Raw genomic sequence first — 20,339 nt, 5'->3', positions numbered from 1 at the left:
TTTCGAGTCCAACCCCATGGCGTTCGGTAGCCGCGCATCTCCGCGAAGCATCGCCCCGACGGAGCAAGCGGCTTCGTGGGAAGCACCGCGGGCTGCGAAGGCGAAGCCTGACGGCACCGGGCCGGCACTGATCAAGGGATCGCTGACGGTCTCCGGCACGCTCGCCTTTCTGCGCGAGAACGGCCGGCGCATCCTGACGCTGGCCCTCGCGCTGTTCGCCCTCGGCGTCGTCGTTCTGATGGTCCTTCCGGTCCGCTACGCCGCGACGGCTCTGGTCGTGCTCGATCCGCGCGAGCTGCGCGTGACCTCGGATCAGGACGTGCTGCCCGGCATCGGCCAGGATGCCGCGGCGCTTCAGAGCCAGATCGAGATCGCCAAATCCGACGGATTTCTCCGCCCCTTGATCGAGCAGCTCAAGATCGCGGACGACGAGGACGTCGCGGGCGGCTATACCGACATGACGCGCCTGCTCGAGAAATTCCGCAACCGCCTCGAGATCACCCGGCGCGGGCTCACCTACGTCATTGCGATTTCCTTCACCTCGAACCGCCCGGACCGGGCCGCCTATTACGCCAATGCCATCGCCGAGGCGTTCGTTGCCAGCCAGGGCCGCGTCCGCACCGAGGCGACGGACGAGGCCGCCGACTGGCTGAAGGACCGGCTGAAGACGCTGAGCGAGCGCCTGCGCGCGTCGGAAGACGCCGTCGCTGCCTTCCGTCTCGAGCACAACATCGTCAATGCCGGCAAGGAATCCACCACGCAGCAATTGCGGGTGACCGACCTCACGCAGCAGGTCTCCGCCGCCCGCGCGCGCACCGAGGAGGCCAGGGCGCGCTACGAGCAGGCGCAGCGCGACGTCAAGGCCAATGTCGAAGGGCCGGTGAAGCAGGACCTCCTGAGCATGCTGCGCGCGCAGCGCTCGGCCCTGAACGATCAGATCGCGCAGAAGAAGGCGGTGTATGGCGACCGCCATCCCGATCTCGCGATCTCCTACAGCCAGCTGGCGGACATCAACCGGCAGATCGAGATCGAGCGGAAGAAGAACATCGACACGGCCAGATCCGAATACGAGGCGCAGCTGGAGCAGCAGAACGCGCTGGAAAAGCAGCTCAAGGCGGTCGAGACCAAGATGCTGGTCGACGGCCAGGCGCTGGTGAAGCTGCAGGAGCTGCAGCGCGACGCCGATGCCAACAGGAACATCTACGAGCAGTTCCTGTCGCGGTTCAAGACCACCAATGAGCAGCGTCAGTTGCAGGCGTCCCAGACCAAGATCGCTTCGATCGCCATTCCGCCGCTGCGTTCGACGCGTCCGCCGCTCGCCTTGCTGCTCGCGGCACTGGCGATCGGCTCGCTGTTGACCTCCACCGCCGCCGTCGCAGTGACGACGAGCGTGTCGGCCGAAAAGCCCGAATCCGTTCAGGCGCCTGGATCTGTGGAAGCGGAGGAGGCGCTCGTCCGGGAAGTCCAGCGTCCGGCCGCCGCGCACCGGGCCGAGGCGCTGCCAAGCCTTCCTGTCTGGGCCCGCATTCCCGAGCTGGCGCCAGGGGCCGGGACCAACACTGTCTGGCAAAGACCGATCACCACGGCCGCCGAACTCGATCTCAGCCTCCATCTGCGGCCGCTGCTCGAACGCATCGACCGTGTGCCGGTGCGCGGCTGCAAGGTCGCGCTGGTGTTGTCGGTCGGCAAGAGCGCAGGCGGCAACACGGTTGCGTGCTCCCTCAATCGCGCCGCCGTGAATCGGGGCATGATGAGCGTGCTGATCCGGCTCCAGCCGGAATTCGCAGGCCACCAGCCGCCGGTGACCGAATGGCACGACGGCTCGACCACGGCGGGGTTGCAGTCGATCGACGAGCTCCTGAGCGCCGGCCGCAAACCCGATGCGAGGCCCGAGGACGATATTCGTTCGGAGTTCGACCTGATCATCGTCCACGCCAGCAATCTCGCCTTGCAGCCCGACGCCATCGCCCTGGCCGCGCACGCGGACCTGATCGTCCTGGTGGCGCGCGCCGGCGAGCTCGGCTCGTCCGCGATGCGCAGGGTGACCGCAGCGCTGTCGAAATATGCGGCCGTGCCGACCGGCCTCGTCGTCAATCATGTGCCCGCCGGTGCGGTGGCGCCTCACCCCGAGGGGGGCGCATTGGGTCTTGCGGTTTGACGACAGCATCGCGCCGCCGTCTGCTGATCGCGGCCATGCTGCTGTCGATCTCATTCGGCCCGCCGGTCTTCGCCGACAATTGCGTGTCCTTGCCGTCGACGGTCGCGCCGGAGAGGCTTGCTGCGCTGTCGCGTGGCTTCAATGCCGACGGCTGGATCAACGGTGCGCCGCCAAGCCGCGCGTTGCTGCAGCAGCTGCGCAGGGCGGGCATGAGTCATGTTCGCTTACCGGTGCCGGCGGAACGGGTGATGCCGCGCTTTGCCGCGAAGGCCGAGCGCGAGGCGAGCTTGCGCGTGCTCGACAGCGCGTTGAAGCAGCTCGCCTCGCTCGGCTACTCCACGTCCGTCGATCTTCATCCCGGCGAGCGCTTCAACCGTCTGCACAAGGATGATCCGGCTGCGGCGATGGGCGAGATGCAGGAGGCCTGGCGCGCTCTTGCAGAGGTCATTCGATTCCATCCTGCCGATCGCGTCTTCGCCGAGCTGCTCAACGAGCCCGATGTCGAAGCCGAGAGGTGGCAAAGGGAGGTCGAGGCGCTGGCCGCCTTCGTCCGCCGGCTGCTCCCCGCCACCACCCTGATCGTCGGTCCGGTCAACTGGCAGCGCGCGGATTCGCTGGCGGGGTTTCGTCCGCTGGCAGACCCCGACGTCGTCTACGCCATCCACTTCTACGATCCGATGGTGTTCACCCACCAGGGCCATTGGGATGAGCGGGATCCGCTGCACGACATCCGCGACCTGCCGTACCCGATCAGTGCCGCAGATCCGGCCGTGCGGGCGCTTCGCCGGGACTTGCAGGACAGAAGCGCGACCAAGGCGCTCGGCATACTCGACACCGCGATTGTGGCCGCCAAGGACAAGCCGGGCGCCGATCGCTGGCTCGCGCCCGCCTTCGCCTGGCAGCAGCAATTCTCACGGCCGATCATCGTCAACGAATTCGGCGTGCTGAAAGCCGCTGCGCCCAGGGAGAGCCGGTTGCGCTGGCTGGCGGAGGTCACGGCCTATGCCCGCGAGCATTGCTGGGGCTGGGCGCATTGGGAGCTGGCGCAGGGTTTTGGTCTGGTCGACGCCGCTACCGGCAAGGCCGATCCCGACGTGATGCGGGCGCTGCTCGGCGCGTCCCGAGCTCCCGCCGCGCGCCGCGATCGTTAACGAAACTTTACGCATCGCCCGGCTACCGTGCTCCTGCGCGATGATGAGGGACGATTGATGAGCGCCGGGTACTCACCGCAAGGTCGGAGTATGCAGGCCGGACCATCGCCGCCGGCCTGGCGCGAGCTGGTCCCGACCTTCTGCATCGCCACGGCAACGATCGGCTTTGCGCCGGTTCTGCACCTCGCCAATCCGGCGCTGGCCATCACCGTCGAGGTCCTCATCGGCATCGCCATCGTCGTTGCGGTCCCGACCTATGCGCCGGCCGTCGCGATCTTCGTCCTGTTCTTCCAGAATCTGTTCGTCTCGATCCTGTCGCCGCTGGTCCCGCTCCCGTCCGATCTCGACTTCATCAAGGGATACAATTTCCTCGTCTGCTCCGTCATGTGGCTGGCGACGTTCGCTCTGTACGTGCTGGGCCGGAGGAAGCAGTCGAGCGACGTGAACAGGATCATGCGCTGGGGTGTCGCCACGCTCGCCGTGGTGTCGCTGTATTTCGCGATCGGCTTCGGCCAGAACGGACAGGCCGCCGCGGTCTATCTGCGCAACATCGTGCTTCCTTTATTTCTGTTTCAGGTCTCGCTGCTGACGGCGGCGACCTATGAAGTGCGCATCACGCCGTTCCTGGTGACGCTCGCGGTCATCCTCATTCTGTGCGGCTACGTCGAGCTCGCGTTCCGGGACGTCTGGCTGGCCATCACCAACGGTCATGCCTTCTGGGGCTTTGACGAGCTCAAGGCGACCCATTCGGGCGTCTGGGAGGCCCAGATGCGCGCCACCGGAAACGTGCCCGTCGACCTGAAGGACCGTTTCAGCTTCGACTTCCTGAACACGCCTCTGCTCGAAGGATTCGGCCTGTCGAAGATGCTGCGTATCCACGGCCCGAACATGCATCCGATCAGCTTCGCCTACGGGATCAGCTTTCTCGCCCTGTTCCTGTTCTCGGTGGGACGTCCATTCCTCGCCCTCGCGGCCTTGCCGCTCCTGGTCTTTTGCAGCGTGAAGGGAGCGCTCATCGTGGTGATCTTCGTGGCCGCGGCCTGGATGTCGACCCGCCTGCTCGGCGCCGTGGTGACGCTGTTGCTCGGCATCCTGGGCCTCATCGCGTTCGCGATTCTCGCGATTCGCGTCGGCCTGCAGATCGGCGACTATCACATCATCGGTCTCATGGGCGGCTTGAACGGATTTGTGGAGAGACCGCTCGGCCGGGGTCTCGGCGTCGGCGGCAATTTGTCGGAGAGCTATTTTTCGATCGATTGGGGCGCCGCGCAGGCGGCCGGGACGATTGACGGCGCGGTCGAAAGCGCGATCGGCGTCCTCCTGTACCAGATGGGCATCGCGGCCTTCGTGCCACTGGCCTTCTATTCCGCGATGGCCCTCAAGGCCTGGCGCCTCTACGCATCGTCAGGCTATCTCACACAGGGCCTCGCCGGCTTCGGCGTCATGGTCGTGCTGCTCAATGGATTGTTTCAGGAAGAGGCCTTGTTCGCGCCTCTCGCGCTGGGCCTGATGCTCTCGCTCGCTGGCCTCGTCATCGGCAGCCATGTGAGGATGCAGACGGTCGCCGGCGAGGAAGCCGGGCTCGAGCAGATCACGCGCTACCAGCCCGTGACATAGCTCGGCGCTCCCAAAGCATGATCCGGAAAAGTGTGCAGCGGTTTTCCGAACAGATCATGCTCAAACAATAACCTGAAGCGCGATGGTGATTCATCCTGATTCCATCGCGCTTTAGTGAAGCCCGACATTGGCCGAGCCGTCCCGATCATCGCATTGTCATGCTCCGGTCATCCTAGCTGCATCGTCCGTTGCTCTTTTCGCCGCGCGCCAGGGCCTCTTCCATTTCGTTGACATCGAAACGGGGCCCTGGATGATCGTTTGACGCGTTTTCTTGATGCGAGCCGGACGCCACGTCGCTCGAAAACGCTCTGGGGAGAGCTGACATGCAACTGATCAAGACGATTTCGGCTGACCGCCGCTCGATGCTCAAGGGCCTCGCGGCAGCAGCGGTGGCGCCGCTTGCGGCACCGGCTTTTGCCGCCGAGGGCCTTCCGGCGCAGCCGACCGGTCCGGCGGCCGCTGTCGCCACCGACAAGGCCTATTGGGCGGCCGTGAAGGGGCTCTATTCCGTCACGCCCGATGTCGTCAATTTGGAGAACGGCTATTGGGGCATCATGGCCGAGCCGGTGAGGCGCGAGTTCATCCGCCAGTCCGACATGGTCAACTATCAGAACACCTATTATGCGCGGCTGCGTGCGGGTACGGATTTCGAGGCCGTGCGCGCCAAGGTGGCGGAAGCGGTCGATGCCGCGCCCGATGAGATCGCGCTCACCCGCGGCGCGACCGAAGCGCTGCAGCTCCTCATCGGCGGCTACAACAGGCTGAAGCCCGGCGATTCCGTGCTCTACGCCGACCTCGACTATGATTCGATGCAATATGCCATGAACGCGCTGAAGGCGCGCCGCGGCGTCGACGTGGTCAAGTTCGACGTGCCGGAGCCCGCGACGCGCCAGGCGGTGCTCGACGCCTATGCCCGCGCCATCGAGGCGAACCCGAAGACGAGACTTCTGCTGCTGACCCATGTCAGCCATCGCACCGGCTTCGTCATGCCGGTCGCCGAGATCGCACGCATGGCGAAGGCCAAGGGCATCGACGCCATCGTCGACGCCGCCCATTCCTGGGGCCAGATCGACTTCCGGGTGAGTGAGCTCGAGGCCGATTTCGTCGGCTTCAATCTGCACAAATGGATCGGCGCGCCGCTCGGCGTCGGCTTCCTCTACATCAGGAAGGATCGCCTCGCGGCCATCGATCGCGACATGGGCGACGAGGATTTTCCGCAAGAGGACATCCGCTCGCGGGTGCATACCGGCACGGTCAATTTCGCCACGGTGCTGACGGTGCCCACGGCCGTGGCGCTGCATCAGCAGATCGGCGCGGCGGCGAAGCAAGCCCGCCTGCGCCATTTGCGCGACCATTGGGTGAGCCGCGTCCGCGGATTCAAGGACATCGAGATCCTGACGCCGGATGAAGCCGGCTCATATGGCGCGATCACGTCCTTCCGTCTTGCCGGCAAGACTGGCAAGGCCGACAACGAGGCCATCGTTGCGAAGCTCCGGGACAGCCACAAGATCATGACGGTGCGCCGGGCGGGCGTCGCCAGGGGCCAGTGCATCCGTGTGACGCCGGCTCTCTTCACCGACGAGACCGATCTCGACCGCCTCGTCGAGGCGCTGGCCGTCATCACGGGGACGAAGACGGGGTGAGAGCGGGGAAGGGCATCCTTCCCGTTATTTCACCGCCACCCCAGCGCCGGGGCCACATGCGTCAGGATCGCCTCGATCGCATGCGCGCAATAATCGACCCCGAGCTGGTTCGGAATCGTCAGCAGCAGCGTATCTGCTTCCGCGATCGCCTCGTCCTGCCGCAACTGCTCGATCAGCACATCCGGCTCCGCCGCATAGCTTCGGCCGAAGATCGCGCGCGTGCGCGGGTCGATGAAGCCGATCTGGTCTTCGCTTCCGCGCTCGCCGCCGAAATAGCCGCGGTCGCGATCGTCGATCAGCGCGAAGATGCTGCGGCTGACGGACACGCGCGGCTCGCGGGCGTGGCCCGCCTCCTTCCACGCGGCACGATAGGCGCGGATCTGCGCGGCCTGCTGCACGTGAAAAGCTTCGCCGGTTTCGTCGTTCTTCAGCGTCGAGCTCTGCAGGTTCATGCCGAGCTTGGCCGCCCATACGGCGGTCGCGTTCGAGCCGGCGCCCCACCAGATCCGTTCGCGCAAGCCCTGCGCATGCGGCTCCAGGCGCAGCAGCCCCGGCGGATTGGGGAACATCGGCTGCGGATTGGGCTCGGCAAAACCTTCGCCACGCAGGAGGTCGAGGAAGACCTCGGCGTGGCGCCGGCCCATGTCGGCATCGCTCTGGCCCTCTGCCGGGCGATAACCAAAGTAGCGCCAGCCGTCGATCACCTGCTCGGGCGAGCCGCGGCTGATGCCGAGCTGCAGCCGGCCACCGGCGATGAGGTCGGCGCTTCCCGCGTCCTCCACCATGTAGAGCGGGTTCTCATAGCGCATGTCGATCACGGCCGTGCCGATCTCGATCCTGCTGGTCTTGGCGCCGACGGCCGCGAGCAGCGGAAAGGGCGAGGCGAGCTGGCGCGCGAAGTGATGCACGCGGAAATAGGCGCCGTCCGCCCCTAACTGTTCCGCGGCGACGGCCAGCTCGATCGATTGCAGCAGCGTATCGCTGGCCGAGCGCGTCTGGGATTGCGGCGAGGGCGTCCAGTGCCCGAAGGAGAGGAATCCGATCTTTTTCATCGCGCCAAGGTAAGCATGATCACGGGAGTTTGCGATACCTCGCCCGGAGGAAAGTTGGGCAGACTGGAAAGGCGTGGACTCGCGAGGGCGGCTTCTTGGGGGGAAGCGGACCTAAGCAGACAGCGCCATCATTTCGCACCTTTCTGAGACGTGCGTGACGAACGGAACGTCCGCTTCGCGCCGACGGCGGACGCTCCCCGCTCTGACACGCGAACGAACTCGCCGATCCCGTTGCGCTGCTCCGGCAGGTGTGATCGAAGGACCACGCGTCCGTGGCGTGGATGGATTTGAGGTCGTGGGCTCCGGCCTGCGCAGCGCTCGCTCATGAAAAGCGACGTGGATCACCCCTGTTCCGAAGGCAGACTAAACAGAAACGCGGCCCCCCGCGGTTCATTCGCACGCGTCCAAAGTCGTCCTCCGTGCGCCTCGATGATCGATTGGCAGATCGACAAGCCCATGCCGGTGCCATCCGGCTTGGTGGTGTAGAAGGGCTCGAACAGGCGGTCAACCAATGCCCCGTCAAGTCCGGGACCGTTATCCCGCACGGCGACGACGACGCGACCCGAGGCATCTTCAGCCGTGCTGATCCGCAGCTCCCGTCCGCCAACGTCGAGGCAGTTCATTGCCTCGATCGCGTTGAGGATCAAATTCAGAACGACCTGCTGCAGCTGGACGCGATAGCCTTTCACGAGCGGCAAGCCCGGAGCGAGGTCGGTCTGGATCGAGACATCATGCTTGAGCAGCTCGCTCCGGGCTATGGTGATCACGTCCAGGATTGCACCATTGATATCGACGCTCTCCTTCGGTGCCGGAGTTTTCTTGATCAGGGAACGGATCCAGCCGATGATCTCGCCGCCTCGGTTGGCTTCCGCGACGATGGATGCGAGCGCCTGCCGTGCCTTTTCGAAATCCGGAGGTTGCGTTTCCAGCCAGCTGAGTGCGGCTTCTGCGTTGCAGAGCGTCGCGGTGATTGGTTGGCTTAGTTCGTGTGTCACCGAAGCCGTGACCTGGCCCATTGCCGCCGCGCGGTTGGCGCGGGTTAGTTCAGCCTGCATCTCGCGTAACGTCTCGGCGGTTCGCTTGCGTTCGGTTATGTCGCGGCTCAGACAAATGATCTGTGACCGGCCGCCTTCGCAGAATTCCCGCATACGGATTTCGACGGGAAACACAGTGCCGTCCTTTCGGCAATAGCGACTCTCGAGCGTAGCGATGCCGCCGGCCTTGAGGCGGTCGCGGTTGATCCGCCAGGCCGCTTGATCCATCTGCAGATCGAAGAAGGAGGCAGTTGCCCCGACCAGTTCGCCCCGGCCGTAGCCGAGGCTTTCGCAGGCATTTCGATTCACGTCGAGAACGCGACCGTCTTCGCTGTGGAGCATGAACATGTCGGTCGCGTGGTCCACGAAGGTACGGAAACGGGCCTCGCTCTCGATCAGCGCCTGTTCGGCGCGCTTGCGCTCCGTGATGTGGCGCCCGACACCGCGGTAGCCCATGAAGTGCCCGGTGTCGTCGAAGATGGGCAGCCCGGAGACGGACACATAACGCTTGCCGCCGTCGGGCGTCGGCCGCGCGAGCTCGAAATCGCGAAACGGAAGGTGGGCATCGAGTATCTCCCGGTGCTTGCGCCAGCCCTCTGCGTCAGGTTCCAGATAAGGGACCTCCCATCGTGTCCTGCCGATTTCGGAGACGGGCGGCTCGGCAAGTGTCTCAGCGAACTCCTGGCGGATGAAGCGATGCTGCGCGTCAGTTTCCCAGTACACATCGAAGGAGAATTGCACCAGCGTGCGAAAGCGCTCCTCGCTCTCGCGCAGCGCCTCCTCGGGGCGCTTGCGCTCATTCGAATCGAGCGCGACCGACGGCACTTGAATCGGATGTTGCATGATCACCTCTTGCTCACGAGCGATGGATCAGTCGAGGCACTTCTTCTACCGGAGTGCGGGCCCGTCTCTTGCCCGGAGTGGCAAACAGCGCTGGCGATCGCTACCAATGCACGGCGGGCCGAACCTGGCCTCGCAGCGCCCAATGATCGGCCAGGAATATGCCTCGTGACGATTATACTGACGTATACGGGCCGTCCCTGGCCGCCGCGACGGCCCACCCCGCGCGCTGAACTCCGGTTCCATCAAATGCCAAATGAGCAGCCGCTCTCCTCAATTCACCAGTTCCACTGCGAGGAACGATCGCACCAGCCCCGCTTTATTCGTCTGCATCTTCAGAGTTTGATCGGCGGTTCGCGCTACCCCGCTGCCGGTCAAGGACGAGTCAATGCGCATCCTTCTCGTTGGCGGTACAGGACTTGTTGGATCGGCAATCTACGCGCGGCTGTCCTCCGAAGGGCATGAATGCACATTGGTGTCGCGCCATCCGGCGGCTGCGCCCGCCACGCGCCATATCACCCTGGACGTCGCTCGGACCACCGATCCGTCGAGATGGAAGAGACTTCTTGCAGGCATCGATGCCGTCATCAACGCGGCGGGAGCCTTGCAGGGACAGGACATTCAAGGCGTTCACGTCGCCGGCAGCGCGGCGCTTTATGCGGCATGTGAAGGCGCGGGCGTGCGCCGCATCATCCTTTTCTCGGCAATCGGCAGCAATCGCGGTGCCCTGACCGATTTTTCCCGCAGCAAGCAGGAAGGCGAAGCCGCCTTGATGGCAAGGGATCTCGATTGGGTCATACTGCGGCCTTCCGTCGTCGTGGGCCGGCCCGCCTATGGTGGCAGCGCGCTGTTGCGAGGTCTGGCGTCGCTCCCGATCCTGCCCGTCATGCCCGACACCGCAGCTGTTCAACCCGTGCATCTCGACGACGTGGTTGAGACGGTGGTGTTCTTCCTGCGACCGGGCGCGCCCTCCCGCCTCGCACTTGATCTGGCGGGTCCAGCGCGGATGGCCTTCAGTGACGCGGTGGCGCTGTTTCGCGGCTGGCTGCGCTGGAGGCCCGCTTACCGCCTGCACCTGCCGGCTTGGGCGGCCTCGGCCGCCTATCGCGCGGGTGACGTCGCGCAGATGCTGGGTTGGGCAACACCCATCAACACGACCGCGCAGGCAGAAATGCGACGCGGCGCGACCGGCGATCCCGAGCCCTGGCGTCAGCTTACCGGCATCAGACCGCGCGATCTCGAAGTCGCGCTCGCACGCGAACCCGCCTCGGTGCAGGAACGCTGGTTTGCCCGGCTATATGCGCTCAAGCCGGCAATATTCGCCGTCTTCAGCCTGTTCTGGATCGTCACCGGTATCATTTCGCTCGGCCCGGGCTGGGAAATCGGAATCTCGTTGCTGCGGGAAGGCGGGCTCCCAGAAAAGGGCGCGGCCCTCACCGTCCTCGCAGGCGCGCTCGCCGACATCGTCATTGGCCTTGCTATTCTTTGGCGGCCTCTGTGCCGCTATGGGCTGTGGGCAGCACTGATCATCTCGCTGACCTACGTCGTGATCGGCTCGGCGCTGGTGCCGCGGCTGTGGGCCGAGCCGCTTGGGCCAATGCTGAAGATCTGGCCGGTGCTGATGCTCAATCTGGTCGCCATGGCGATCCGGGAAGATCGCTGATGCTCTATCTCCTTGTTAAGATGGTGCACATCATCGGTGCTGCAGTCTTGCTCGGCACGGGTGCCGGCATCGCCTTCTTCATGCTGGTGGCACATCTGCGCGGAGACCCGCGCGAGATCGCCGGGGTTGCGCGGACCGTCGTGCTGGCCGACTTTCTGTTTACGGCGAGTGCCGTGATCCTGCAGCCCATCACTGGCACATGGCTCGCATGGTCGAGCGGGTATTCGCTTCGGGATGGCTGGATCGCGGCGTCCATCGCGTTGTATCTGGTGACCGGCGCCTTCTGGCTGCCGGTGGTGTGGATGCAGATGCAAATGCGCGATCTTGCCGTCGGTGCGGTCGCGACCAGCACCAAGCTGCCAGCCGGTTATCATCAGCTCTTCCGTTGGTGGTTCGTCTTCGGATTCCCGGCGTTCGCAGCCGTTCTGGTGATCTTCTGGCTGATGATCGCCCGCCCAGCTATTCCGTACTGGGATTAAATCGACTGCCATTCTAGGATTGAAGGCGTTCCACCAGCCGGAGGAACGAAGATGAGGTCCGGCGGCCCGGGCAATGAGTCATGTCCGAGATGGGGCACAAGCGCCGTTCGGAGGTTGGCCGGTCATTTCCGGTCTAACTCCCTGAGCCGACAACGCGGAATGCCGCGCGAACTTTGCATTCGGGCCAACAGGCGACACTGCGGACTTGCTGCTTTTCAATCGTCGGGTCAGGCTTCAGAATAGGCAGGGTAAATCCGGTCAAGCAGTGAGGACACCAATGCAACCGGCTACGCAATACGCCAAAAGCGGTGACGTTCACATCGCCTACCAGTTGTTTGGCAGCGGCCCGGTAAATCTGATTATGGTTCCGGGGTTCGTGTCGAACGTCGAGAATTATTGGGACGAGCCCGATCTCGCTCGCTTTTTGACCCGTTTGGGTAGCTACGCCCGAGTGGTAACTTTCGACAAGCGCGGGACCGGCATGTCGGATCGCGGCGGAGAGCTCCCCGGCTTGGACCAGCGTATGGATGATCTTCGAGCCGTCATGGACGCCGCCGGCATGGAGCAAGCGGCACTCTTTGGGATATCTGAAGGCGCGCCGCTGTCGGTCCTGTTTGCCGCAACCTATCCCGACCGGTGTCGCGCGCTGATACTTTACGGCAGCTTTTCACTACTGGTTTCCGACCAAAGAGGCACTCGAAGCGTTCTTCGGCTACGTTGAGCAGGCATGGGGTACGGGCGGAAGCGTGCAGAAATTCGCGCCTTCGCGCGCAAACGACGCCGCTTTTCAACGCTGGTGGGGCCGCAACGAGCGTCTTGGTGCCAGCCCCGCCGCCGTGAAGGCTCTCATGAGCATGAACAGTCAAATTGAAATCAGCGGCATTCTTCCGGCCGTTCGAGTACCAACCCTCGTGATTCACCGGACTGGAGACAAAACTGTTAGTGTAGAAGGTGGGCGCGATGTGGCGGCGCACATTCCTGGAGCCCGTCTTTTTGAGCTGCCCGGAAGCGACCACATCTTCTACGTGGGAGAAAACGCAGACGAAATTTTCGATGCGATCGAAGAATTCTTAACTGGCTCAAGATCTCCGGTCTCGGTTGACCGCGTCCTCGCCACGGTTCTCTTCACCGATATTGTAGGCTCAACCGAGAAAGCCGCTGCACTTGGCGATCAACGCTGGCGCGACCTTCTCGACGGCCATCATGCGACGATCCGGCGCAACCTCGCGCGCTTTCGAGGCCATGAAGTGAAAACGACTGGAGACGGTTTTCTCGCCACCTTTGACGGCCCAGCCCGCGGTGTTCGCTGCGCTTGCGCTATTGTCGAGGAAATGAGACCGCTTGGGATCGAGGTCCGTGCTGGGCTTCATACAGGCGAGTGCGAAATGATCGGTAGTGATGTTGGCGGTATTGCTGTTCACATAGGCGCGCGGGTCGCCGCGCTTGCCGCCGGCAGCGAGGTTTTGGTTTCGAGCACAGTCAAAGATCTGGTGGCCGGCTCTGGTTTGCGCTTCAACGATCGGGGCACCCGCTCACTCAAGGGTATCCCCGGTGAGTGGCGCATCTATGCAGTGGAGCGATAGAGACGCCTATCGGCGTTACATGGTCTGCAATGGGTTCAAAAGCACCGCTTCGAGTTGGTAGTCCGTGAGGTCTCGGCACACGCCAGAGTCAGCCGTGCTGCTGATGCTTCCGCGGTGCCATCGCGTCATGGATCAGAACCTTAGCGGCAATGACGACGTTGGCGTGCAAAATTACACTCGGGATCCAGCCGCGTTGGTCCGGGCTGAAAATGTGAACGTAATCCACGACAGGACAACCCGAGTTCTTCTTTGGGTCGAACAGGAAAGTGACAGCCAATCGGACCCTTTCCGCGGCATCCCCGAGACGTATCAGAGTCGAGATCCTGGTGCTAGACTTCCTGCTCCTACCGATTAGGAGGACGAACATGCCCGATAGCGTCTACAAGGTCATAGAACTGGTCGGTACCAGCACCGACTCATGGGAGAAGGCGGCCGCTAATGCGGTCGACCAAGCTGCCAGATCTCTCCGGGATCTTCGCATTGCAGAGGTCGTCAAGCTCGATATGCAACTGGATGACAAGGGAAAAGTCGAGGCCTATCGCGCCAAGCTCAACGTATCGTTCAAGTTCGAGGGCTCCTGAGCCTCAGTACCTCGCCCCTTCCCGGGCGAGGATGGCTCGTTGGAAAAGGCGCATTGCGATCCGCCCAACCGGACGCCGTGGCCCATCCCGGAAGTTGGCACTAGTCCGACTAAGACCGAAATGGTTTGATGCGAAGGGGCGTATGGCACGTGGTGACTCCATGTACATGGTCATTCGCAAGTACAGCAAGGTTCGTTCGCTAGCGGACGCCGCTCGTCGCGCTAAGAGCGGCGTTGGTGAGATCCTAAGGCAATCGCACGGATTCAGATCTTATCATGTGCTGGATGCGGGCGATGGTGTCGGTATCGCCGTGATGATATTTGACGACCGCGAAAGCGCCAACGCAGCGAACGCCAAAATACTGGCATTTGTTCAAGCCAGTCTACCTGACCTCGATCTTGGAGTTCCTGAAATCGCTGCCGGCGAGGTTTTGGTAAACATAGAGCCTAATGGGTCCTGAGGCATCAAGTGGCCGAATACGCTGCCTGCTGCATGGCCTGCCGCCCGCTCATGACGCAGTCAACCTGACCCGCATCGCGTTGGCGACGATCGCGCCTGGCACCGGCGTTTGCCGGCAAAGACTTTGCGACTGCGCATATTTTTCAAGGAGCACACGGACATGAAGCAACACACCTCCGAAGCATTTTCCACTGCAGCGGTCGGCCGGACACTACTCATGCTGACGCGCATCGTGATGCCACCCAGGGATCCCGACGAAGACGAGGAGGAAACGGTCACGGCACCAAAGTTGCGGAGGAGATGCTCACGGGCTTTGAGCACAATCTAAAGACACTGCGTGAGCATCGAGAGATAGTCGTCAGAACGATTGAGCAGATCGACAACGGGCTGGCTTGATCACTGGACCTTACAAGGTCCGACCGAATCGGTTCCTTCTTTACCCATGCGGAGCCAACACCGACGGCCCATTGATGAGGTTGCCTTGAAGTCCCTCGTCGGCCTCCTCGATGGCCCTAACGATGAGTTCTCAGTGTTCGCGCATTACTTGGAGATTGGCCTCGAATACCCGCAACGTTTCCTCCGCGAGCTTCGTGTCTTGACCGTCGCGTCGTAGGTTCTCGGTCAAGGCCACTTGCTCTTCGATCACGCGTTCAGCTTTCGCTACGTGTTTGTTGGCAATTGATAGCTGTTGCCGCTCAAAAGATTGCCGCTCCTGCGCCTTCCTTTTTCTATCGACAGCTGCTTGCATCCGAAAGCCATCAGGCTGCTGAGGTGATGGTTTTTTGATCTCGTGCTGCGGGGTCTTTGGAATGTGGGGTCGAGGATTTTCCGAAAGCACTTTGCGGCCCAGCGCAATACAATAGCCGCGCGTCCCGACGCCAAGTGACGAGCATCGTGCTCTTTGTCGAGAGACGAGAGACGGAAAAAGCGGAGACCTGGCAACACCATCCCGGCGTTCCCTGTGACAGGCGGAAGCGCGACCAGGTCCCGTTGCCAGGACGCAGAACCGCCGGCGACAAGGGCAGCTGGGGGCGGGGGCCAATAACGGAAATTACTGGACCGGCGGGAGATCGCCCCGGTTTGACCAGATCAAATCGAAATCATATTGGCTTCAACAACCTCCTAGAACGCACATAGTCCATTTCGGCGCGGGCTCTCAAAATGGCTTCCTGCGTTTTCCTTATGGTCTCTCCCGCTTCCAAAATTGCCTTATCGGCTCTTTGCAAGAGGTCTAAGAAACGTGCGTCTGAGCTCGTCCGAACGGATGCGGTCGCGTTGGTCTTTCGCATCAGAACGGCTGCGGTCGCGTCGGTTACATGATGGACGAGCGCGACTATCGATCCCTTTTCATCCACCACAGGCCAGTTTTTCGGAAGCCAATAGCGCACCTGCCAAGGCCGTCCGTCTGGTAGGATATCATACCGTTGCAGAGGCATCACGTGCCCGCGCCCTTCGTGGAGCACCTTCTCAAATGATGCGGCCAGATTACTTACCCCATCCGCGAGTGCGACATGCGGGTTGTCGGGAAATGCATCGAACATGTGCAGGCCAGCCAGCGCGTCCCGCGTACGCAATACCTCTCGAAGATAGCTCTCATTGGCATCCACTATCTTCAAGTCCGGCGTGAGCAACAGTACCGGGACAGGGGAATGCTCGAACAGCCGATGCCACGCGTCTTGTGCTTCAGCCATCAAAGCTTCCGGGGACCGGAAGTTCGGTTGCATAGTTCTCATATCTTTGGCTCGTGATTTCCGGGCAAAATGCCGTGCTCGGAAAGTAAGCCGTCGCAAACCCTTTGTGAATGGGTGGAACCATTGCGCCGCGCGGCGTTCCCTAAAGCATGATCCGGAAAAGTGCGAAGCGGTTTTCCGGAAGATCATGCGCAAAACAACAGCCTGAAGCGCGATGACGATTCCAAATCTCATCGCGCTTTAGAAGTGGCGGCGGCCTTGCGCCGGGCTACGCTGGGCTTTTGCGATGCAAAAAGCTATCTCACAGGGCGCGAGCCAATGTTGAGTACCCGCGAGCGGCCAGCAATTGCTCCCCGTTCGGCGAGCGCGCGAGGATTGCGTGTGTCCTTATCGCTCAGGCATGGAAGATGAAGCGTGTGCCCGTGTAGGAGCGCAGGAGCTTGTTCGGCATCTCGGCCTTTGCCATTTCGTAGAACGGCTCACCAGTGCAATGCAGTGGAATGACGTAGTCGATATCGAGACCCTTCAGCGCTGCGATCGTCTCGCGCACATAGTCCTCCTTGTAGGGTGCGAGGTGGAAACCGCCGATCACCGCATGAACCTTGCTAATACCCGAAGCCGCTTGGGCTTGTTTGATTGCGTTGATGACCCCCCGATGGCTGCAGGAGGTCAATACGATCAACCCGCGACCCTTCAAATTGAACGCGGTGGCGATCTCGTGCCGGAACTGGTCCGGGATGACAGCCTTCGTCCGTTCGTCCTCCGGAAGCTTGTCAGCATAGCATCCAATGCCGTGGTCCACGCCGATCTTCATGGCGCTGGGCGAGAGCAGCTTCTCGAAGCTCGTCTGACCGATAGGGCCGGTGGAGAAGCCGTGGTCGGCAACCGATGCCGGCCCTTCTACATACGTCACCGCAACATTGGCGTCTTCGAGTGCTTTTCGATCCAGGGCTCCGAAGTCGCCGCGCACCGGCGGAGCCGTCCATTCCCGCGAGCAGAATGCCTCCTCGCCGCCGATGTAAATCGGCAGCTTGGCTTTGAACTTGCCGTTGTTCTGCTTCAGGAAGCCGGCGAGGCCGCCGAAATGATCGTAGTGACCGTGGCTCAAGACAAGGGCGTCGAGCGCAGCCGGATCGATGCCGACGAGATGGGCATTATTCACCAGCGCATCAGGGGTGAAGCCGAAGTCGACCAGGATATTTCGTGTTTCGGCGCCACGCCGCGACTCGACATGCATCGACAGGCCGAACTCACTGATCAGCGTCTTGCCGGGCGGCTTGCCTTCGCCGATGCCCCAGCCGAAGTGCTCGATGTCGACATCGGCGATCTTCCGGCTCGGTGCCACAGCGAATTGGTAGCTGTCGACGACGACGCGCACTGCCACGCGCTCGATCTCCGGAACCTTGCCGGTGATCGTTTCTGCGCGCACCGGCTTCCCGCTGCCGATCAGCGTGGCCACAATGGCGCTGAACAGGGCCGCGCCGCCGCCGCACACGACGTCGCGTCGATGAATTGCGTTGCACGAGCAAATTAACATGGTCAAATCCTCACCTTGCGTCGCCTTCGCTGCCGCAAGGCGTCATGCGCAACCGCGCTCCGGGGCGGAGGCGTTGGGGTGCCGAACACGCCAGCGCCTGGCAGCCCGCACATGAGGATTGGACGCATCCTATCCCGCGCGGGATAGTGTGGCGAGTCGCATTGGTCTGCTCCGGGTCAATCGCGTCGACTTAGCTACATCCTCGGCGCGTCCGGTATGGCCTTAACTGCTGACGTGCCGGACGCGATCTCGATCTTCGCCTTAGCGCTACAGGCGACCTCAGCTTGCTCAGCGTGTGCGGCCCGGAGTCACCCCACCGGTACTCTGCGCCTTCGACGAAGCATCAATCATTCCGCCGCGAGTGCTCGGCTCTCATTCGGTCTCGCAAGGCGATCTCACCTGCAGCCGCCAAGTCTGCAATGGATTGCGAGCCTCCTATCACGCTGAAGGCGGCTGACTTCCGCGTAGCCTTGGAAACTCTTGATACGGAGCTGCGCGGGGCTCGCGCTATCCTGGTTCTTCCGATGCTGCCATCCTGCTCCTGTTTTGCCCGACGGTGCAACAGTTTCGTAAAATCAGCAGAATGCGCAGCGGCCTTTCGAAAAGATCATGCTTGATCGACGAGCGAAGGCGCGGTGGCGATCCATCCCATTTCATCGCGCTGTAAGCCGTTGATTTTGCTGCCCCCGGCTACTGTGCATGGGGTTGTTTTCGAGCTTTTTGTTTGGAGGTGCGAAAGCGCCACGCCGAACCGGACCTGATCCGGCCTTCGCCCGCTACTTCATCACCCTCAGCCCCTTGGTCGTGAACCGCTGCGTCTTGCCGCCCGGACGCACCGGCCGCCGCGTGCCGGCGGCCTTGCCGGTGCCGGGCGGCTGGTGGGCGGGGACGAGCTGGTGGGGCTGCGAGCCGATCAGGTCGGCGCGGCCCATCTCTTTCAGCGCCTCGCGCAGCACCGGCCAATTGTCGGGGTCGTGGTAGCGCAGGAAGGCCTTGTGCAGGCGGCGCTGGCGCAGACCCTTGATCGCCTCGACCTTGTCGCTGCCGCCGTGGCGCACGCCGCGCAAGGGGTTGACGCCGGTGTGGTACATCGCCGTGGCGGTCGCCATCGGCGAGGGCAGGAAGGTCTGCACCTGGTCGGCGCGATAGCGGTTCTTCTTGAGCCAGAGCGCGAGGTTCATCATGTCCTCGTCGGTCGTGCCCGGATGCGCCGCGATGAAGTAGGGGATCAGATAATATTTCTTGCCGGCGCGTTCGGCCGCTTCATCGAACATCCGCTTGAACTTGTTGTAAGCGCCGATGCCCGGCTTCATCATCTTGTCGAGCGGGCCGCGCTCGGTATGCTCGGGCGCGATCTTCAGATAGCCGCCGACGTGATGGGTGACGAGCTCCTTGATGTATTCGGGGCTCTCGACCGCAAGGTCGTAGCGCACGCCGGAAGCGACCATCACCTTCTTGATGCCCTTGGTCTCGCGCACCTTGCGATAGAGCCGGATCAGATCGTCATGCGAGGTGTTGAGGTTCGGGCAGATCTCGGGGAAGACGCAGGACGGCCGCCGGCACGCCGCCTCGACCTTCGGGTCCTTGCACGCCATCCGGTACATGTTGGCGGTGGGGCCGCCGATGTCGGAGATGACGCCGGTGAAGCCCGGCGTCTTGTCGCGGATGCGTTCGATCTCGCGCAGGATCGAGCCTTCCGAGCGGTTCTGGATGATGCGGCCCTCATGCTCGGTGATCGAGCAGAAGGTGCAGCCGCCGAAGCAGCCGCGCATGATCGTCACCGAGAATTTGATCATCTCCCAGGCGGGGATTCTGGCATCGCCGTAGGACGGGTGCGGGGCGCGCGCGTAAGGCAGGTCGTAGACCGCGTCCATCTCCTCGGTGGTGAGCGGGATCGGCGGCGGGTTGAGCCAGAGATCGCGGTCGCCATGACGCTGCACCAGCGGCCGTGCGTTGCCGGGATTGCTCTCCCGGTGCAGCACGCGCGAGGCGCGCGCATAGGCCTCGCGGTCCTGCTCGACCTGCTCCAGCGCGGGCAGCCGGATCACGGTCAAGCCCTTCTGGCGCGTTGCGCCTTCGTCGGCGGAATCGAGATCGTCGGCGTGCAGCTCGGCGTAATCCTGGGGGACCTTGCGGAACAGCGCGACGCCCCTGATGTCGTCCAGCTCGCGCGGCGTTTCGCCGGCGGCGAGGCGATGCGCCACCTCGACGACGGCGCGCTCGGCATTGCCGTAGAGCAAGAGGTCCGCCTTGGCGTCGGCCAGCACCGAGCGGCGCACCTTGTCGGACCAGTAATCGTAATGCGCGATCCGGCGCAGCGAGGCTTCGATGCCGCCGAGCACGATCGGGGTGTCCTTGAACGCCTCGCGGCAGCGCTGGGCGTAGACGATGGTGCAGCGGTCCGGCCGCTTGCCGCCTTCGCCGCCGGCCGTATAGGCATCGTCGCTGCGGAGGCGCCGGTCCGCGGTGTAGCGGTTCACCATGGAATCCATGTTGCCGCCGGTGACGCCGAAGAACACCCGCGGCTTGCCGAGTGCCTTGAACGGCTCGGCCGAGTGCCAGTCCGGCTGCGCGATGATGCCGACCCGAAAGCCCTGCGCCTCCAGCAGGCGGCCGATGATCGCCATGCCGAAACTCGGATGGTCGACATAGGCATCCCCCGTCACCAGCACGATGTCGCAGGCATCCCAGCCGAACGCATCCATCTCGGCGCGGCTCATCGGGAGGAACGGCGCCGGCTTGCGCGGCTGCGCCCGGGCCATCAGCGGTTTTTCGGCGGTGATCATCTGGGTGTCCATGGCGCCTACGCATAGGGCCCCGAGGCCACGAATTCAACCGATCGATGTGTCGC

Annotated in this window: 16 protein-coding genes; 10 read left to right on the top strand and 6 right to left on the bottom strand. The window is 63.1% G+C overall.

Features of this window, described 5'->3' with window-relative positions:
* Positions 1-16 precede the first annotated feature (16 nt).
* From P6U27_RS35345 to P6U27_RS35330, 4 genes are all read left to right on the top strand, one after another.
* Positions 17-2,158 carry an exopolysaccharide transport family protein gene (locus tag P6U27_RS35345; RefSeq protein ID WP_129144559.1) on the top strand — a complete coding sequence of 714 codons (2,142 nt, stop codon included), beginning with the start codon at positions 17-19 and terminating at the stop codon, positions 2,156-2,158.
* Positions 2,155-3,309, top strand: coding sequence for a glycoside hydrolase family 5 protein (locus tag P6U27_RS35340; RefSeq protein ID WP_244607834.1), 1,155 nt, complete (start codon positions 2,155-2,157; stop codon positions 3,307-3,309). Before P6U27_RS35345 ends, P6U27_RS35340 begins: the two co-directional genes overlap by 4 nt.
* A gap of 90 nt (positions 3,310-3,399) precedes the next feature.
* Positions 3,400-4,926: a hypothetical protein gene (locus P6U27_RS35335; RefSeq protein WP_407193461.1), complete on the top strand. Its 1,527-nt coding sequence runs from the start codon at positions 3,400-3,402 to the stop codon at positions 4,924-4,926.
* A 323-nt stretch (positions 4,927-5,249) separates the two neighbouring features.
* Complete coding sequence (locus tag P6U27_RS35330) at positions 5,250-6,569, top strand: aminotransferase class V-fold PLP-dependent enzyme (RefSeq protein ID WP_129144561.1); 1,320 nt, start codon at positions 5,250-5,252, stop codon at positions 6,567-6,569.
* A gap of 29 nt (positions 6,570-6,598) precedes the next feature.
* Here P6U27_RS35330 and P6U27_RS35325 read toward each other — a convergent pair whose 3' ends face one another.
* Together P6U27_RS35325 and P6U27_RS35320 are read right to left on the bottom strand one after the other, a co-directional pair.
* Positions 6,599-7,621 carry an LLM class flavin-dependent oxidoreductase gene (locus P6U27_RS35325; protein ID WP_122405989.1) on the bottom strand — a complete coding sequence of 341 codons (1,023 nt, stop codon included), beginning with the start codon at positions 7,619-7,621 and terminating at the stop codon, positions 6,599-6,601.
* A 341-nt stretch (positions 7,622-7,962) separates the two neighbouring features.
* Positions 7,963-9,498, bottom strand: a complete 1,536-nt coding sequence (locus P6U27_RS35320; RefSeq protein WP_122406972.1) for a PAS domain S-box protein — start codon at positions 9,496-9,498, stop codon at positions 7,963-7,965.
* 385 nt (positions 9,499-9,883) lie between these two features.
* Between P6U27_RS35320 and P6U27_RS35315 the strand changes: the two genes are divergently transcribed.
* The 6 genes from P6U27_RS35315 (at position 9,884) to P6U27_RS35290 (ending at position 14,261) form a co-directional block, all read left to right on the top strand.
* Entirely contained in the window at positions 9,884-11,158 is a 1,275-nt protein-coding gene (locus P6U27_RS35315; protein WP_129144563.1) for an SDR family oxidoreductase, read from the top strand.
* The gene (locus P6U27_RS35310; RefSeq protein ID WP_122405987.1) at positions 11,158-11,637 is read left to right on the top strand and encodes a DUF2269 domain-containing protein; all 480 of its coding nucleotides are present in this window, start codon (positions 11,158-11,160) and stop codon (positions 11,635-11,637) included. Before P6U27_RS35315 ends, P6U27_RS35310 begins: the two co-directional genes overlap by 1 nt.
* A gap of 277 nt (positions 11,638-11,914) precedes the next feature.
* Positions 11,915-12,358 carry an alpha/beta fold hydrolase gene (locus tag P6U27_RS35305; protein ID WP_407193460.1) on the top strand — a complete coding sequence of 148 codons (444 nt, stop codon included), beginning with the start codon at positions 11,915-11,917 and terminating at the stop codon, positions 12,356-12,358.
* Positions 12,359-12,485: 127 nt separating this feature from the next.
* On the top strand, positions 12,486-13,220 hold the full coding sequence (locus P6U27_RS35300) for an adenylate/guanylate cyclase domain-containing protein (protein ID WP_407193459.1): 735 nt from the start codon (positions 12,486-12,488) through the stop codon (positions 13,218-13,220).
* Positions 13,221-13,585: 365 nt separating this feature from the next.
* Positions 13,586-13,801, top strand: a complete 216-nt coding sequence (locus tag P6U27_RS35295; RefSeq protein ID WP_122405984.1) for a dodecin family protein — start codon at positions 13,586-13,588, stop codon at positions 13,799-13,801.
* Positions 13,802-13,961: 160 nt separating this feature from the next.
* Complete coding sequence (locus P6U27_RS35290) at positions 13,962-14,261, top strand: hypothetical protein (RefSeq protein WP_407193458.1); 300 nt, start codon at positions 13,962-13,964, stop codon at positions 14,259-14,261.
* Positions 14,262-14,786: 525 nt separating this feature from the next.
* Here the strand turns inward: P6U27_RS35290 and P6U27_RS35285 are convergent.
* From P6U27_RS35285 to P6U27_RS35270, 4 genes are all read right to left on the bottom strand, one after another.
* Entirely contained in the window at positions 14,787-15,008 is a 222-nt protein-coding gene (locus P6U27_RS35285; protein WP_129144565.1) for a hypothetical protein, read from the bottom strand.
* 352 nt (positions 15,009-15,360) lie between these two features.
* Positions 15,361-15,951 carry a PAS domain-containing protein gene (locus P6U27_RS35280; RefSeq protein ID WP_164937038.1) on the bottom strand — a complete coding sequence of 197 codons (591 nt, stop codon included), beginning with the start codon at positions 15,949-15,951 and terminating at the stop codon, positions 15,361-15,363.
* A gap of 394 nt (positions 15,952-16,345) precedes the next feature.
* Complete coding sequence (locus tag P6U27_RS35275) at positions 16,346-17,488, bottom strand: MBL fold metallo-hydrolase (protein WP_129144567.1); 1,143 nt, start codon at positions 17,486-17,488, stop codon at positions 16,346-16,348.
* A 776-nt stretch (positions 17,489-18,264) separates the two neighbouring features.
* Positions 18,265-20,286 carry a YgiQ family radical SAM protein gene (locus tag P6U27_RS35270; protein WP_129144568.1) on the bottom strand — a complete coding sequence of 674 codons (2,022 nt, stop codon included), beginning with the start codon at positions 20,284-20,286 and terminating at the stop codon, positions 18,265-18,267.
* Positions 20,287-20,339: the final 53 nt, after the last annotated feature.

It is taken from the genome of Bradyrhizobium sp. STM 3566 (assembly GCF_045571445.1).
GTDB lineage: Bacteria > Pseudomonadota > Alphaproteobacteria > Rhizobiales > Xanthobacteraceae > Bradyrhizobium > Bradyrhizobium vignae.
This window is presented reverse-complemented; position numbering and strand designations above follow the sequence as displayed.